Raw genomic sequence first — 15,185 nt, 5'->3', positions numbered from 1 at the left:
TGCTTTCATCAGGTTTAGGTTAATCTACGTTGTTGCCTTCCATATTAATTGTGCAAAGCCCGGTATCGGTAAGGTCGATGTTTTTGATCACATAGGTACTGATACAATCAGACAGTACATTTTTGTAAGCTGTTGTGGATGTGCCTTTGGTGAGGTACAGGTTATTCCAGCCGTAATCTAAATTATCAACGCAATCGCCATAGGTATAGAACTCAAAAGTGTAAACACCTTTGGGTATTAAAGCCGGGGTGGTGGTACTGGTAAGCGCTGCCGTATTAAACGTATAAAGTATTTCGCCCTGGGCATTCTTTACAGTAAGGGTGTATAACTGCGCGCTGCCGTTAGTAACATGGTTAACAAAGCTTAGTTGTACTGGTATAACACAGCCGCCATTGGCATTGGCTGAAGTTTGCGCGTTAGCGGTTACTTCGGCCTGGGCCTGGGCATCGGCATCGGCCTGGCTAACGGTAGAAAGGTAAGTGCCGCCTGGTACACGGTAAACGTAGCGGGCGCCTATATTGCCACTGCTGCAGGTACTATTTGCACGCGTTAACACCTGGTTAATTTCGGCATTGGCATATCGCGGCGCTGCATAGTTATAGCTATTGTTTTTAAGGATGCGGCCATATTGGTCTTTAATGTTTCGCAGGCGATTAAAGCCATCATACTCGTAATAACTGGTAAGGCCCTTGGCATCAATAGTGGCGTTAAGGCCAACCCCCAGGTTATAAGTATAGGTTGATACCTGCGCATCGGCAGGATATACACGTATATCATCGTAAGCGGTACCATTGCTCATGGTATAGGTGCCAGTAAAAGCTATTTCGCCGCTGTATTTCCAGGTACCGCTTTTATACCAGTAACTAATTACATAAGAGCGGCTGTTAGGTAAAGTCCAGTTAACGGTATAGCTGGTGCCGTTATAATATTTGCTGCCGGTATGCGCCGCGCCCGCTGTATAAGAACCATCTTCAAAGTTCTCGGTAAAAAATTCGGTTGGCTGGCAGTTTTTACATTCGGCTACCGGGTAGTTGGTTTGGTTGGTATCTATAGCCACCAAATAAACACCCGCCACCGGGTGGTTGCCGTATTTATATGACATGCTGATGCCGCCTGTTAACTGCTGGCGGTTTATTTTGGCATAACTATCGTAATAGTAATTCACTTTCTGCTGGTAGTGGCTGTCGCTTAGCAGCGTGTTGTATTTACTGCTTCCGTCTTGAGTTTCGTTGCTTAAAGTGCTTAGCCCGGTTGTGTTTTCCAGCGCGTAGATGGCCGTGGGTTTCAGCAGGGTATTGTCAAACTGGGTAATACTGCCGCCTATCATTACCGACGATCCACCAGGGGCTTTTCGCCAGATTTGTTTTTCTATAGGCCCTGTTACATTGGCGGTAACCAGGCTGCCGCCAATGGTGCTGTTGTAATCTTCGGGATATTTAAACTTCTGTGTGGTTAATACCCCATCGGATGACAGCGTTTTAACACTAAGCAGGTTATGCGTGGTAGGGCTGTACTCGTTTATAGTGGTTGTTGATAGGGTATCGGTATTATAGGTGGTTTCTTTAGTGCTTTGCAGGTATTTAAACTCCGAACGTACATAAGTACCAATTGGGGCATAGTAATTATAATCATTATAATGCGTGTAATGATATATCTCTCTGATATTTACATAGGTTTTTATTCCATAAAAATAGGCATCGATAGTCCCGATAGTATACTGGCTAACTTTTGAACTTAGCAGGTTATAATTATTACCCACCTTTTTGTAATGATATTCGCCTACAGGGTCGATACCCATAAAGTTGCTGCCATCGTCCTGGCTGTCGAATGTGTAAACCGATTTTAAAGCGGCGGTATCTGGTCCGGTATATTCGGTTACAGTTCGGTAATAAAAAGGCAGGCCTAATGCGGTACCCTGTTCTAACGATGAATTGAAAATGGTGTAACTATAGTCGTGATACACACCTTCGAAACCAGGTGTAGGGTCGTCGTGAATCCTGCGGTAATAATCGTGCGAATCGTAAGCCGGCATTAATGCTGTGCCACCTTCATAAGCATAGGTTTTAACTAATGGCGTGCCGATAACAGGGTTAGATGTTATCTTTTTAATCCTTAAGCCATGCCCGTTAATGTTTTCTAATTCGGTACTGGTTTTGGTAAAGCCCACGCCAGCCGTAGTGTAATTCTCGGTAGCGTCGCACTCAACCCTTAAGGTATAAGTACCCGGCGACATCATTATGCTATCCTGGTAGCCACCATTTAGAGAGTAGGCATTTATCCGGCCGGTATATACTACATTATTCGAACTATCGTATATCACCGCTTCGGGGTCTTTGTTGTCTTTAAGTTTAAGATTGTCATCAGGTGGCCCTACCGTATCTTTAGGAAAGCGGGACAATGAGATGTAAACTTTTTGAGTCAAATCGATAGTAAACGGCCGCGAGAAGATATAAAAATCGTTTGTGGTAGTGTAATCGTGCCTGGTAGCGCTTCTTGAAACCCCTATATTGTCTTTCCTGGCAGCGCCGGTAAACGTATTGCTTTCATATTCCAGGTTTGTTGTACCACCGGTTGGATAAGTTATTTTTGTAAGTATCCCCGCCATTGCGAATGCAGGGTTCGGTTCCCGGTTGGCGCCAATGTCCGAACCGGCTATATAACCGGGTATTAGTTTGCCACCCAGGTTAGTTGTAGTGCCGTTATAATAACCATAGTGGTCGGTACCAACGGTTGGATTATTCCGTGCCGGTAGTCCGTCGGCATATGTAAATTTTTGCACTAAAGAATCGGTAGGGGAGGTCAAGCCGCCATCATTTTGCAAATTTATTTCACTTACCGACGATAGTTTCAAATACTGCGAATCAGAGTAATCGTGATTTAATACCACGCTTTTAATTGTCGAACCACCCGATGCTGTTACAAGGATACTATGCAGGGCATAACTGTTTGCCTGATCCTGCCGCTCCGTACTTTCAGGTATAAAATCAACCTCAAATTTGGAAGAGTATATCCGGTCGAGCCTTTTTGCCGAAACCCGCGAAGGCATGGTTGTTTGAAGGGGGTATAATGTAGATTCGGTACCAATGCCGGGATCGTAAGGGTTAAACCATCCCGATGTACGGAAATTAGATCTGTCGTACGATTGAGAGTAGGCCCCGTTTTGAATGACGTCGCTTTCGCCCTGATAAGTAAGAAAAATAGATTCTGTTTGAGCGGCATTTGTTACCTGGTTAAGATAATAGGCAGAATGGTAGGTACCCCAGTTAGCACCGCCCGGAGTTGATTTTACGGTAGTGTTTTCGGTAGTATAAAAATCATACTTGGTACCGTCTTCGGTAGTAATGCTGTAGCCCACACCAGCATCGCCCGTTATTTTTATTTTTTGATAAGGAAAAACGTAAAACTGGTTCTTTATCTGGATAAATTTTCCCGAGTGCCCATTAAAGTTAAAGCTGTAAATATCAGGTTCAGTATCGTAGGTGTCTCCGGTGGCCACCGCCCGTAAAAATGTATCGCCTGTATCGTATATCAGCGATGTGTTGTATAAATTTTCGTAGGCATACGGATCGGTAGTATTATTCTCATCAATTCGGCCACGTATTTGGCGGGTAATAACACCACCGGCCTGTAAAGACCAGCCTAAACCAATCCAGCTTGTTTGTTCGGATGGCCTGGCTCCATTATAATTATACGATAAACTAATGGGCAGGCTAATATCCTGCCCTTGTACAGTGAATATAGGTACGCTTACATTAGCCATCCCGGTTGACATGTTGACCGGGACATCACCATATTTACCCAGGTTAGCCGCAGTTGGCGAAGCGGGCACTAATTGGGGCTTAATGTAATTGGTTGGGTCGTGTTGTGCTAAAACAGATGCCGTTTTTAACAGCAAAATTAAAGCGATAATAAAGTTTAATTTTATTTTCATGACGGTTAGGTATTAATGTTTAAGTATAGGTTGAGTTGTTGCAGTATTTACTTTTTGCTCCAAAGCATCAAGCCGGTCTATGAGCTTTTGATTGATCTTTTTTTGATCGTTCACTTCTTTATCTTTCTCGATCAGATACAGCGTAAGTTCCTCCACTTTCTTCAACAATAGCTTGTTCATCTCGCCAAGGTTAACGCCGTTTTCTTCGGCTTCATGGGCGGATGGTATTTCAGGCAGATGCTTGTTCTTGTCAATATATGCCCTGAGTTCAGGAAGAGACATGAGGCGATAGTCTTTTTTAAATACGTAATCGGGAAATATGCTGGTCTGAATGTTCAGTTCCTTAGCGTACACGACGCCGTTTGAAGAAATTTTAAGGGCAACGCGATTGGCGATGTCCGCATCGGAAAGTACCCTGTTCGCGCCGCCCGTACTTGCTATTGGGGCAAAGTACATATCACCCAGGATACTGCCATAGATCACCCCGCCGCCATTATTGTAGTCATCGCCATTAACAAAAGTGCATGCATAAAAGACGGCTATAATAGCCAGGCAAGTTTTTTTCATAAAGTTGTGATTGGGTTTGGTTTAATGATTAGGGCTATTTTTATTGTTTAGTTTTTAGCATTGCTTTCACTTGTTTTTGCAGTTCATCAATTTGCTTTTGCTGTAATTTATTTATGGCTTCCTGTTGTTTCAATTCAGTGATCTCTTTATCTTTCTCTATCATGTACAAGGTAAGTTCCTCTACCTTCTTCAATAGTTTGGTATTCATATCGCCCAGATCAATACCGTTCTGAGTCATCTCTGCGGCGGTGGGTATTTCGGGCAAATGCTGATTTTTATCAATGTATTGTTTTACTTCTGAAAGGGGGGGCAGTTTGTAAACAGGTTTAAATACGTAATCAGGCCAGTTTGTATGCAGCTTTACTTTAATTTCCTCGGCTATTACGTTGCCATTTACAGCCAACTTGTAACCTTGAGCATTGGTAGTCCCTATACCTACATTACCATTGGCATCAATCCGCATCCTTTCGTTTATTGTATTGGCAACGCCCGATTGCGTTGTGAAAAAAGCAAGCTGACTCCCCCAACCTCCATAGAGGTTACTGTAGCTTCGTATTTGCGAGTAATTACCACTCGCATTACCATAATCGCCATCAAGCGTCATTGCTATATAATGCTGGTTGGCATCAACATTAATACAATTGCCCTGGATAACTAATCCAGGTTGGTCAACTGTATTTTGATATACATGTAATTTTCCATACGGTGTTGTGGTACCTACGCCAACATTATTACCCGTAATACTCATTACCATTGTTGCACCATTATTAGGGTCTAAGGGACCGCCTGGGTACGATTGATTATAAAAGCGGATACCGCCATAAACCGAATGAGCGCTAAAGGTTAAGCCTTGATGAGCATTTATAATAAACGCGCCGCCAGATGACGAATTAGGGCGCGGATCGATTAGGTTATTGACTGTCTTTCCCCATCCATAATAATCGTTTACACCGGCTCCCTTTGTGAAAGATTCTGCACTCAAGTTATTAAAACTGCCGTCCTGTGCATAAGAGTTAGTGATTAAAATAAATCCGGCTAATAATGCGGCGAAAAATAATTTCATAACGAAGGTTTAGTAGTTTTGAAGATGTTTATTAACGTTTAACGATGTATAGTTTACAGGCGAATACCCCTGACCAATAGTAGCCAATAGGTTAACTAACCCTATTTTATAAGTCCCAATTATTTTTTTGATCGGTTAGTGTTTAATTTGCGACTCCAGCTTTTCTATGCGTTTATTTTGCTCAATAAGATACAGTGTCAATTCTTCCACCTTCTTCATTAGCAGCTTATTCATTTCACCTACGTTCAATCCATTTTGTTCTATCTCCTGCGCTGACGGTATTTCCGGAAGGTGCTGGTTTTTATCAATGTATGTTTTAACTTCTGTAAGTGCAGGGAGTTTGTAGGTTGGTTTAAATACAAAGTCCGGCCAGCCGGTCAGGTCGACCAGTACTTCTTTGGAGTGGATGGTGCCGTTGACCGACAGTAGTTGGTCGGGCGTCGTTGTGCCGATGCCAACCTTTCCATTGTTTTTGATCGTCATGCGGTCTGTGGTGGTCGCGCTGCCGTCCGATGTCTGAAAGACGATCTTGCCCGGAACGTAGGATGATCCGGGCGTGCCGTCAACGATACCGACGATGCTGGCGCTGGGATTGGAGAACGATGCCCCGGAATTGGCCGCCCAAAAGCTGAACGAGCCGAGCCAGTCGCCGCTTTGACTTGCAGCCGGCGAGGCGGCCGTTCCGCGCGCCCTCCGGAAGCTGAGGTCGGTGCGGTAGTAGTCGGTAGCGGAATAGTTATAGAGGCCCAGCTCGTCATAGTAGCCGTCCTTTATCAGGCGGGGCATCTTAAGGGTGTTGCTGTTATCGTATATACTAAGTTTGGTGGACGGGCTTGTCGTGCCGATGCCGACATCGCCCGACGTGTTGATAAACATGCTGTAGCTGGCAGATGGCGAAGTTTTGAGCGTACTGAACCCGATGCCGCCCAGCGCAGAAAGGGCAAGGTCATTAGATTGCCGGGTGAGGCTGAATACGTGGTTCCCGCCGGTAGCCGCGTCGTAGCCAAGGAACCCGTTGCCCGCGTAAGCGACAACCCGGGTATTTCCGGCAACGGTCAGCAGGTCGCTCCCATCCCCGGTGCCTATCGCCACATGTCCGTTGTTTTTGATCGTCATGCGGTCTGTGGTGGTCGCGCTGCCGTCCGATGTCTGAAAGACGATCTTGCCCGGAACGTAGGATGATCCGGGCGTGCCGTCAACGATACCGACGATGCTGGCGCTGGGATTGGAGAACGATGCCCCGGAATTGGCCGCCCAAAAGCTGAACGAGCCGAGCCAGTCGCCGCTTTGGCTTGCAGCCGGCGAGGCCGCCGTTCCGCGCGCCCTCCGGAAGCTGAGGTCGGTGCGGTAGTAGTCGGTAGCGGAATAGTTATAGAGGCCCAGCTCGTCATAGTAGCCGTCCTTTATCAGGCGGGGCATCTTAAGGGTGTTGCTGTTATCGTATATACTAAGCTTGGTGGACGGGCTTGTCGTGCCGATGCCGACATTGCCGGAGTTATAATAAATATCTCCGGGGGTAGAGCCGGACCATGTTTGCGCATTTGAAGTAAAGGAAATGGCGGATAGGATAGCAATGATTGCCAAGGCGCTTTTTTTCATGATGATATAGGTTTAGTGTTGCTGGATTTGGTTGACTATCTTTGTTAAGTTTGTTAACTGCTGCTTTAAAAGGTCGATCTCTTTCTGCTGGTCCTGCTTAGCCTTATCCTGCCCAATAAGATACAGTGTCAATTCTTCCACCTTCTTCATTAGCAGTTTATTCATTTCGCCTACATCCAGGCCATTTTTAGCTACATCGTCGGCCGACGGTACGTCGGGTAGGTGCTGGTTTTTATCGATATAGGTTTTAACTTCCGCAAGGGTTGGGAGCTTGTAGGATGGTTTAAACACATAATCGGGCCAGCTCGAAGATAATTTAACTTTAATCTCTTCGGCTATGAGGCTGCCTTTTACCGCTAACTTGTAGCCTTGTGGGTTGGTTGTGCCGATACCAACATTTCCAGAATTATCAAGTGCTATGATCTTTTGAGAATCATACCCGGTCGCATCGGCTGTTGGTATAGACATATAAACGTAATTTGGGGCAGTACCCGAACCAACCGCGCCAAATGCCCCGCCATCCTTACCATCAGAATTACTGGAATTTACAACCCGGAATGCCCGTGCCCATCCTGCTGAAGTACCCCCTAAACCAATATCTAATGTATATGTACCCGTCAAAAGATCATATGAGCTTTGCTTAACCTGTAATGTCCCTGCAGGACTCAAAGTACCAATACCTACATTGCCGGATGACTTAACAATCATTTTAGTATTGGCGGCGTAATTAAACACAGTATTGGCTGTTTGAGAAGCCGGCGGAGCATTAAAAAAGGAAATATCGCCCGATAACAGATCCCAACGGGTACCTGACGCAGCCACATAACCTGTATATGAAGAGAGTGTTTGATCGGCTGTTGTATTCAGTTTGAGACCGTTCAAAACATTGGTAGCTCCTGAGCTATAGCTTGTGCCAATGCTGGAATACCAGTTACCTCCACCGCCGCTCCAAACAATCGATCTTCCATTTGTGCCATCGCCCAAATCCAAAGCCGACTGTGGTGTTGATGTGCCAATACCTATATTACCCCCTGCTGCCACTGTTAACCTTTCGGTGCCAAAACCTCCGGAGCCAAATATGCCATCACCACTATCTTCCCAGATACCAAAACGGTTGGAATTAGTGTAACCACCTATTGCCCATTGCTTATTACCGCCGCGATAACTGAATAGCATTCTGGCATCATCATTCCCATACGCACCATCGGTAGATAAAGTGAGCACATGACCCCACGAGGTATTACCGTATAAACGAAAAATAGCAGCGGGTTTATTTCCTGACGGTGGCGCAACTTCTAACATGGTTCGCGGACTGCTGGCACCTACGCCTACAAAACCCGAATTGTAATAAATATTACCCGGTGTTGATCCCGACCAGGTTTGCGCTTTAGAAATAAATGGAATTGTTGAAAGCAGGGCAATACCTGCCGTTAAGGCTTTTTTCATAAGTGATAAGGGGCTTGGTATATTTAAATTATTTATTTGTTACAGCTTTTAATTGCTGCTTTAGCTGCTCTATTTCTTTTTGGTTTTTATCGTGTTCTTCTATCAGGTATAGTGTTAGTTCCTCTATCTTTTTCATCAGCAGCTTGTTCATTTCGCCAATGTTCAGGCCATCCTTTGCTATTTCCTGCGCGGACGGCACATCGGGCAGGTGCTGGTTTTTGTCGATATAGGTTTTAACCTCTGCAAGAGAAGGGAGTTTGTAAGCAGGTTTAAATACAAAGTCAGGCCATCCTGTCAGGTCAACCTTAACTTCTTTGGAGTGGATAGTGCCATTAACAGCGAGTTTAGCATCAGGCGATTCCGTTCCAATACCTACCCTGCCGCCATTGTTGGCCATCGTAACATAGTCATTGGCGTAGGCGGTCAACCGGATGGTATTGGTACCACTGGCGTTCGCAGTGGCGATCGTAAACTTGCCGGGAACGACCCCCGTACTGACCGTACCATCCACGGTCATTACAAATTGCCCGACACGCTGCGCCGTCGTTCCGTCATAGCCAAAAAAGTCAAACCATCCGGCGAAATCCCCGCTTGCGAGCGATGATGGACTTGAGGCAGTACCTCGATAGCGCGAAAAGCCGATGCGGGGCCCGTGCCAGGAGGTATTGGAGTAGCTGTTGGACAATAAGCTGGGATAGGTGCCCGAAGCGTAATAGGCAATATCGCCTGATACCGTGAGATTGCTGGACGGCGACGTTGTGCCGATGCCGACATTACCTGAATTGTAATAGATATTGCCTGGCGTAGAACCCGACCATGTTTGCGCTTTAGAAATAAATGAAATTGTTGAAAGCAGGACAATACCTGCCGATAAGGCTTTTTTCATGTGATAAGATTTAGTAGGTATACGAAACCAAACAATTAAAGGTTTCGTGGTAATGGGTGTAAGTTAAAATTTATTAAGCAAATAATCAAGCTATTATTTTATCCCACACATCCAAACTGTCATAATTAGTTTAGATGAAGCTTCATTAGTATCTGTTGTTTGCAGCCTGTTGCTTTTAATTTCTACCGAACGAAACAAGCCAATGCCTTTTAGATGCTCAATTTGGTATTGCAGTTTAAGCAGCGAGAAGAAATCACCTTCCATATCCATGCGTTGGATAACCGATTGGGGAGTGTGGTAGTAAATATCTTCTACCGGTAAGGCTATTATTTTTACGTGAAGGTTTTGAGCTAATACCGATATTTTTGAGATCACATTTTCTCTGAAAAAAGCCGTATCTGTTTTAAGCCGGCTGATAATGGTATCCAGGTTTTTATTTTTCCGCTCCATATAGGCGGGCTGATAAGTAAGGTTGCTTTGTGTAGCCAATTGTTGGCTAAATTGGCTATGCAGTTGCCAGGCGGCAATGGTTTTTTTGAAGGCCAACTGGTAACAGATCAGCAGCGATACAAAGGTACCGGCCAGCACCAGGTGTTTTTTCTTTATGGGCAACTTAGCTAACATTAATAATTGATGATTAAGGTAAATTGCCCGGTATTAAGTTCCTGATTAAAGTTGTAGCTATCCAGGCGTATGTTTTTTAACCATGGCTTGGTTTTTAGCCGGGCTATCCATTCGTTAACGGCTATCACCTGTTCTGCCTGTCCGGTCGCAGTGATGCGGCGGTCAAAAAAAGAGATATTTTTTAAGGTACGGCCGTTGGCATTGTCAACCGGGTCAATGTTCAGCGATGTCCATTTAATTCCCGCAGGCATTTCGGCGGCCATCTGGTCGGTCAGGATGCTTTTGGACAATACCCCGCTATGCCAGCCACTGTTGCGCAGCAGCAACTCTTTTTGCTGTATATTATTTTCCAGGTTAGTACGGTCGCTGGTACTTTGCGTTAAAAAACCTACTTTAACCATCAATTCATTATTACTATCATTTAACCAGGAGAAAACAGCGAAGTTGACGATCAGTAAGAGAAATATCGTACATAAAACCGCGATTGCGCCAGCCTTAAATTTCCTGTTCTCCAACTCATTGCTCAAGTCTGCACTTAATTCAGGAACAATAGCCGAAACAAGTGGTATCCGCCCTGTCATGGCCAGTCCGAAGGCTGCCGCGTAGGGTAGCAGTAACCGTTCGCCGATGGTTTCATTATCAATTTTCAGGGGTTCGTTTTTTTGACCGGGTTCCTGTCTCTGAACATTTGTCCATTCTCCGTCATTATCCCAGGTAATATGATATCCGCCGGTGCAGAGGCTACGAACAGTTGAATTAAGTTGTGGTAAAACCATATCTGCCGGGAATATATCCAGGCTTAGCAATAATGGTTTTAACCCGATCTGTTTTAAACGTGCTATCCATTGGTCCGCGTCTGTTTTACGGATCACCGATACATAAGACCGCTCCCCCGAAACGAAATGCTGCACATAAAAATCGCTGAAGTTGGCATTGGGAAGGATGCGCGAAAAGTTAGAGTGATCTATCGCTGCAACCTGTTCAAAACTTTTAGTAAGAATGCCCTTTCCTGTCAGGTTAATAGCTACCGGGCTACCGGCAGGTGCTTGTTTAGTAAGTTCGTCGAGGTTGGTTATGCCAATTATCTTTTTTTCAAGCTTCAACTGATCTTTTGACAGGGATATGCTGCACAGATCAATTTCAAAGCTGGTGTCCGACAGCTTATTAATGCTGACACCCGTAGCCTGGTCGATATGATAGAACCGCTTCAGCATCGTTACCTGATAATTGTAGGTTTAATAAATACCAGGGTAACTACTTTTTGGTGCGTTTTGGTCTTGGTACTGAAAAACCACTTGATTACAGGGATGCGCGAAAGCAACGGCGTGCCCGACGAGTTATCACTGTCAATTGTTCTTTCCAGCCCGCCTAACACGATCATATCCTCGTTATGCGCCCTGACGATCGATTCAAATTTGCTGGTGGACGTTGGGGGGGGAGAATTTGCCGGAGGGGTGCCGTTAAAGTCGGTAATATCTATCTTGATACCTAAGGTTACCTGGTCATCACCCGAAACAATAGGCTTGATATTGATGATCATATTCGCATCCACACTATTATATTGCTGTGTATAATTAATGGTAGGCGACGATATGGACGGAATAACGTTTTGGGTTTGAACCAGGTACCAGCTCCTGCTGCCGATACTTGAAGTAGCGGCATGCCCGTTTAACGTGGTTAGCTTAGGTATAGAATGTACCTCGACATTGTTTAGTGATTCCAGGGCCTTAATACTGGCGTAAAAGTTGGGTACCACATGCCCAAGGTTAGCATACGAGCCGCCCAGTTTATCCAGCAAGCCATTAATGGATGAAGCGCTGAATGTAAAATCGAAACCCGAAAGCAATGTGCCGCCCGATTTAACAGCACTATCGGCCACCCCAACTTTTAGGCCGGTAGCCACCGTGCGCGATTTATTGATATCAACCAGTGTGATCTCGATCATCACCATTGGCACAATTTTATCCAACTGATTAATGTATGTTTCCAGTTCCCTTATCTGTGGTGCCGATCCGGATAACAATAATGTGTTTTGCTCACGAAATTCTTTTATCTCCACATCCTTCATCCATTCCCTGGGTATCATCGCCATCACGGTATCGATAGACCGGTTTTGTAAGGCAACGATCTTGTTGGTGCGCAAGCCCTCTAATTTGCGGCTCCCCATCATGTAAATGCCATTATCCACATGGAATGTGTACTCGGTACCACGGAATATGGCGCTTAAAAAATCATCGTAGGACAGATCGTTGGCATGTACGGTGATCGTACCTTTTAAATCAGAATAAAGGAAATAGCTTTTGTTCATTTCCTGCGATGCGGTACGAACAAGGTCAAGAATATTGCCATTACTCACATCAGCCGACAGGAGCTTTTGGCCGCCCACCATTTTGCTGTAAATATTAAGCCCGCCGCCTGTGGTGTTTGGGGTAACCGGTTTAAATACCCGCCGCACCGCTGTATTGTGGTCGCCGGTCACGTATAGTTCTTCGCCATCGGCCAGTGGCTGAAATAAATAAAAACCATCGGCTGTTTTCTGCATTTTAAGCTCATTGGAGTAGGCCAGTTTTTCCAGGACCATATCAAACGGAGCTGATGCGAAATAACCATTTACGCGCTTGCCCTGGAGCGTTGTGGGCACTACCACATTCTTGCCAGAAAGGCGGGTTATTTTTTTTGCCACAGTAATCAGGCTGTCGTTGGCTAATTCAAGGGAAAGGTTATTTGTGGGTGCATCATAACGGACCGGAATTTCCCTGAGCGGTGGTTTAATAAACTGGTTAGGGTCTTGATAAGGGGCAATAACCAATATGGAACCTACTATTGAAATATCCAGGTTATACTGACCGGCCAAAAAAACAAGCACATTGATAGCTGTTACATCGGTAAGATTGTTGTTGACCCGCATATTCAACTTTGGGTCGATACTCATACTAATAGCATTGGCCTTCGAAATAGCGTTCAGGTAATCCTGTATGCTAACATTGGCTATAGAGAGCTGCACTTTTTGATTTAAACCCGGCACAGTCTGGGCCAGCGTCTCCAGTTTCTGCTGGATCACCTGTATGCGGTCTTTTTGCTGCGCCCATGTTGCGGTACAGAAAAAGGATAAGATAATAAGAAATAACGTAAGTTTTTTATGCATACAAGGTATTAATAATTAAAAAGCAAGGGGTAAATCTCTTCCAGCGAGGTTTCTCCATTTTTAAATAGGTTAAAGGCATTTTCTGCCAGCGTTTTGATGTTTCTTTGTTCCAAATGCCCGGATATGCGGGCATTCCCCATTTTGATCTCCGTGCCCAATTCCTGATCTATCGGTATTACTTCGTATACCGCCTTCCGGCCTTTATAGCCGCTGTAGTAGCATTGTTCGCAGCCATGGGGCAAGTATTGTTGCGTAACTGTGCTATATGGTTTAAACTGGCGCGGATATAGATCGGCCGTAAATGGTTTTTGCACCTTGCAATGCGGGCATAACAGCCTGATGAGCCGCTGGGCTACAGTAGTGTTTAAGGTATTGGCTACCAGGAACGGCGGTATGCCCATATCTATCAAACGGGAAACCGTGCCCCAGGCCGAGTTGGTGTGGATAGTGGATAACACCAGGTGCCCGGTCAGTGCGGCGCGTATGGCCATATTGGCTGTTTCCGCATCGCGTATCTCGCCAACCATGATCACGTCCGGGTCCTGCCGCAAAAATGTTTTAAGCGCGGCCGCGAAAGACAGGCCGATAGCTTCTTTCAGCTGTACCTGGTTCACCCCTTCCAATGTATATTCTATCGGGTCTTCAATGGTCAGGATGTTGCGCGTCTCTTTATTCAGCAATTTTAAGGTGGCGTAAAGGGTCGTCGTTTTTCCCGAACCGGTAGGCCCGCTGATCAATAAGATCCCGTTCGGTCGTTTTACACCTTGCAGGTAATTATCCAGGTCAATGTCCGAAAAGCCAAGCTTATTCAGGTCAATATCTGTAGCGTCATTGCTCAATAACCTTAATACCACCTTTTCGCCATGTAAGGTAGGAAGTACCGATACGCGGATATCAAATTGCTGGCCCTGCTGTTTAAAATGGATGCGCCCATCCTGTGGCAGGCGTTTTTCGGCAATATCCAGGTTGGCCAATATTTTAATTTTGTTGATGAGTGCCGGATATTCTTCGCGTTTTAACAAGTAGCGCTCTACCATCATACCATCTATCCTTATCCTTACCCGGCTTTTAGCTTCATAGCTTTCGATATGAATATCGCTGCTTTTCAGGTTTTTGGCTTCCCTGATCAGTTCTGTCAAAAAATCATCCGCGTTGTCTGCTGCCGCCGGCTGCAAGCCCTGGTATGCCGCGTTTTCCTGTAAGTAATATTTGGACAACAAGCGCGAGACCTGCTCGGCCGGAATAGCTGTTAGTTTTATAGCTGTGCCTAATAATATCTCCAGTTCCTGCGACAGGCTGTCTGCAGTAATAGTATCCTCGCAATAAAGTTCAAAACAATTATTGTTCTTTAGTTTGGGTAGTACGCGATAATACCAGGCCTGTTCTTTGGTCAGGCTGTGTAGTTGTTCACTTGTTAAAACAATTTCTTCCATCTCCATCATATCCCCGTTTTTATCAGCCAGGCATCGCTGGTCAGGTCAAAGCTGGCAATCTGCCAGTTTGCAATTAATATTACCGCCATTAACAGTGCCTGCAGGCCTGCTAAGGGGATATGCCCCTGTTCATGGGTGTACTTACGGATTGCTATATAAGCCACAAGTATCAGTACCAGGCTTGCCACATAAAATAAAATATAATTTACAGGCGAAAGATAACAGGCTATGCTTACCAGGAAAAGGATATCGCCCCATCCCAACATTTCCCTGGTGATCCATACCCATTTACGGCTCTTTATCGAAAAGTAAACGGAAACCAATAACAGTTGAATGCTTAAAAAGCACAGATCGAAGCCGATATTTTGCAAAACATATCCATAGGATGTACCCTTAAGATAAGCCTGCACAAACAGTGCTATCCCCAGTACAGGGAACAACCAAACTACAACCGACCTTGACCTCATGTCTTGCATAAAAATTGCTAATAA

At 45.2% G+C, this 15,185-nt stretch carries 11 protein-coding genes; all 11 read right to left on the bottom strand.

Annotation, left to right across the window (positions count from 1 at the left end; genetic code table 11):
- Positions 1-19 precede the first annotated feature (19 nt).
- The gene (locus HQ865_RS15325; RefSeq protein ID WP_173415734.1) at positions 20-3,931 is read right to left on the bottom strand and encodes a DUF5977 domain-containing protein; all 3,912 of its coding nucleotides are present in this window, start codon (positions 3,929-3,931) and stop codon (positions 20-22) included.
- A 12-nt stretch (positions 3,932-3,943) separates the two neighbouring features.
- Entirely contained in the window at positions 3,944-4,498 is a 555-nt protein-coding gene (locus HQ865_RS15320) for a hypothetical protein (RefSeq protein ID WP_173415733.1), read from the bottom strand.
- A gap of 40 nt (positions 4,499-4,538) precedes the next feature.
- Positions 4,539-5,561, bottom strand: a complete 1,023-nt coding sequence (locus HQ865_RS15315) for a DUF4200 domain-containing protein (RefSeq protein WP_173415732.1) — start codon at positions 5,559-5,561, stop codon at positions 4,539-4,541.
- 135 nt (positions 5,562-5,696) lie between these two features.
- A complete protein-coding gene (locus tag HQ865_RS15310; protein ID WP_173415731.1) occupies positions 5,697-7,160 on the bottom strand; it encodes a hypothetical protein in 1,464 nt (487 codons plus the stop codon).
- Between the two features lie 12 nt (positions 7,161-7,172).
- Entirely contained in the window at positions 7,173-8,606 is a 1,434-nt protein-coding gene (locus HQ865_RS15305) for a hypothetical protein (RefSeq protein WP_173415730.1), read from the bottom strand.
- Positions 8,607-8,634: 28 nt separating this feature from the next.
- Positions 8,635-9,492, bottom strand: a complete 858-nt coding sequence (locus tag HQ865_RS15300; RefSeq protein WP_173415729.1) for a hypothetical protein — start codon at positions 9,490-9,492, stop codon at positions 8,635-8,637.
- Between the two features lie 93 nt (positions 9,493-9,585).
- Positions 9,586-10,116, bottom strand: a complete 531-nt coding sequence (locus HQ865_RS15295) for a hypothetical protein (protein ID WP_173415728.1) — start codon at positions 10,114-10,116, stop codon at positions 9,586-9,588.
- Positions 10,116-11,330: a hypothetical protein gene (locus HQ865_RS15290; RefSeq protein ID WP_173415727.1), complete on the bottom strand. Its 1,215-nt coding sequence runs from the start codon at positions 11,328-11,330 to the stop codon at positions 10,116-10,118. The genes HQ865_RS15295 and HQ865_RS15290 overlap by 1 nt, the downstream gene beginning before the upstream one ends.
- A 2-nt stretch (positions 11,331-11,332) precedes the next feature.
- Positions 11,333-13,261, bottom strand: a complete 1,929-nt coding sequence (locus tag HQ865_RS15285; protein ID WP_173415726.1) for a type II secretion system protein GspD — start codon at positions 13,259-13,261, stop codon at positions 11,333-11,335.
- Positions 13,262-13,269: 8 nt separating this feature from the next.
- Positions 13,270-14,703 carry a GspE/PulE family protein gene (locus tag HQ865_RS15280; protein ID WP_173415725.1) on the bottom strand — a complete coding sequence of 478 codons (1,434 nt, stop codon included), beginning with the start codon at positions 14,701-14,703 and terminating at the stop codon, positions 13,270-13,272.
- Positions 14,700-15,161: a hypothetical protein gene (locus HQ865_RS15275; protein ID WP_173415724.1), complete on the bottom strand. Its 462-nt coding sequence runs from the start codon at positions 15,159-15,161 to the stop codon at positions 14,700-14,702. Before HQ865_RS15275 ends, HQ865_RS15280 begins: the two co-directional genes overlap by 4 nt.
- Positions 15,162-15,185 lie beyond the last annotated feature (24 nt).

The sequence above is a fragment of the Mucilaginibacter mali genome (assembly GCF_013283875.1).
In the GTDB taxonomy this organism is placed as follows: Bacteria; Bacteroidota; Bacteroidia; order Sphingobacteriales; family Sphingobacteriaceae; genus Mucilaginibacter; species Mucilaginibacter mali.
Note: the sequence above shows the minus strand (reverse complement) of the source record. Positions and strands in the feature narration are given on the sequence as shown.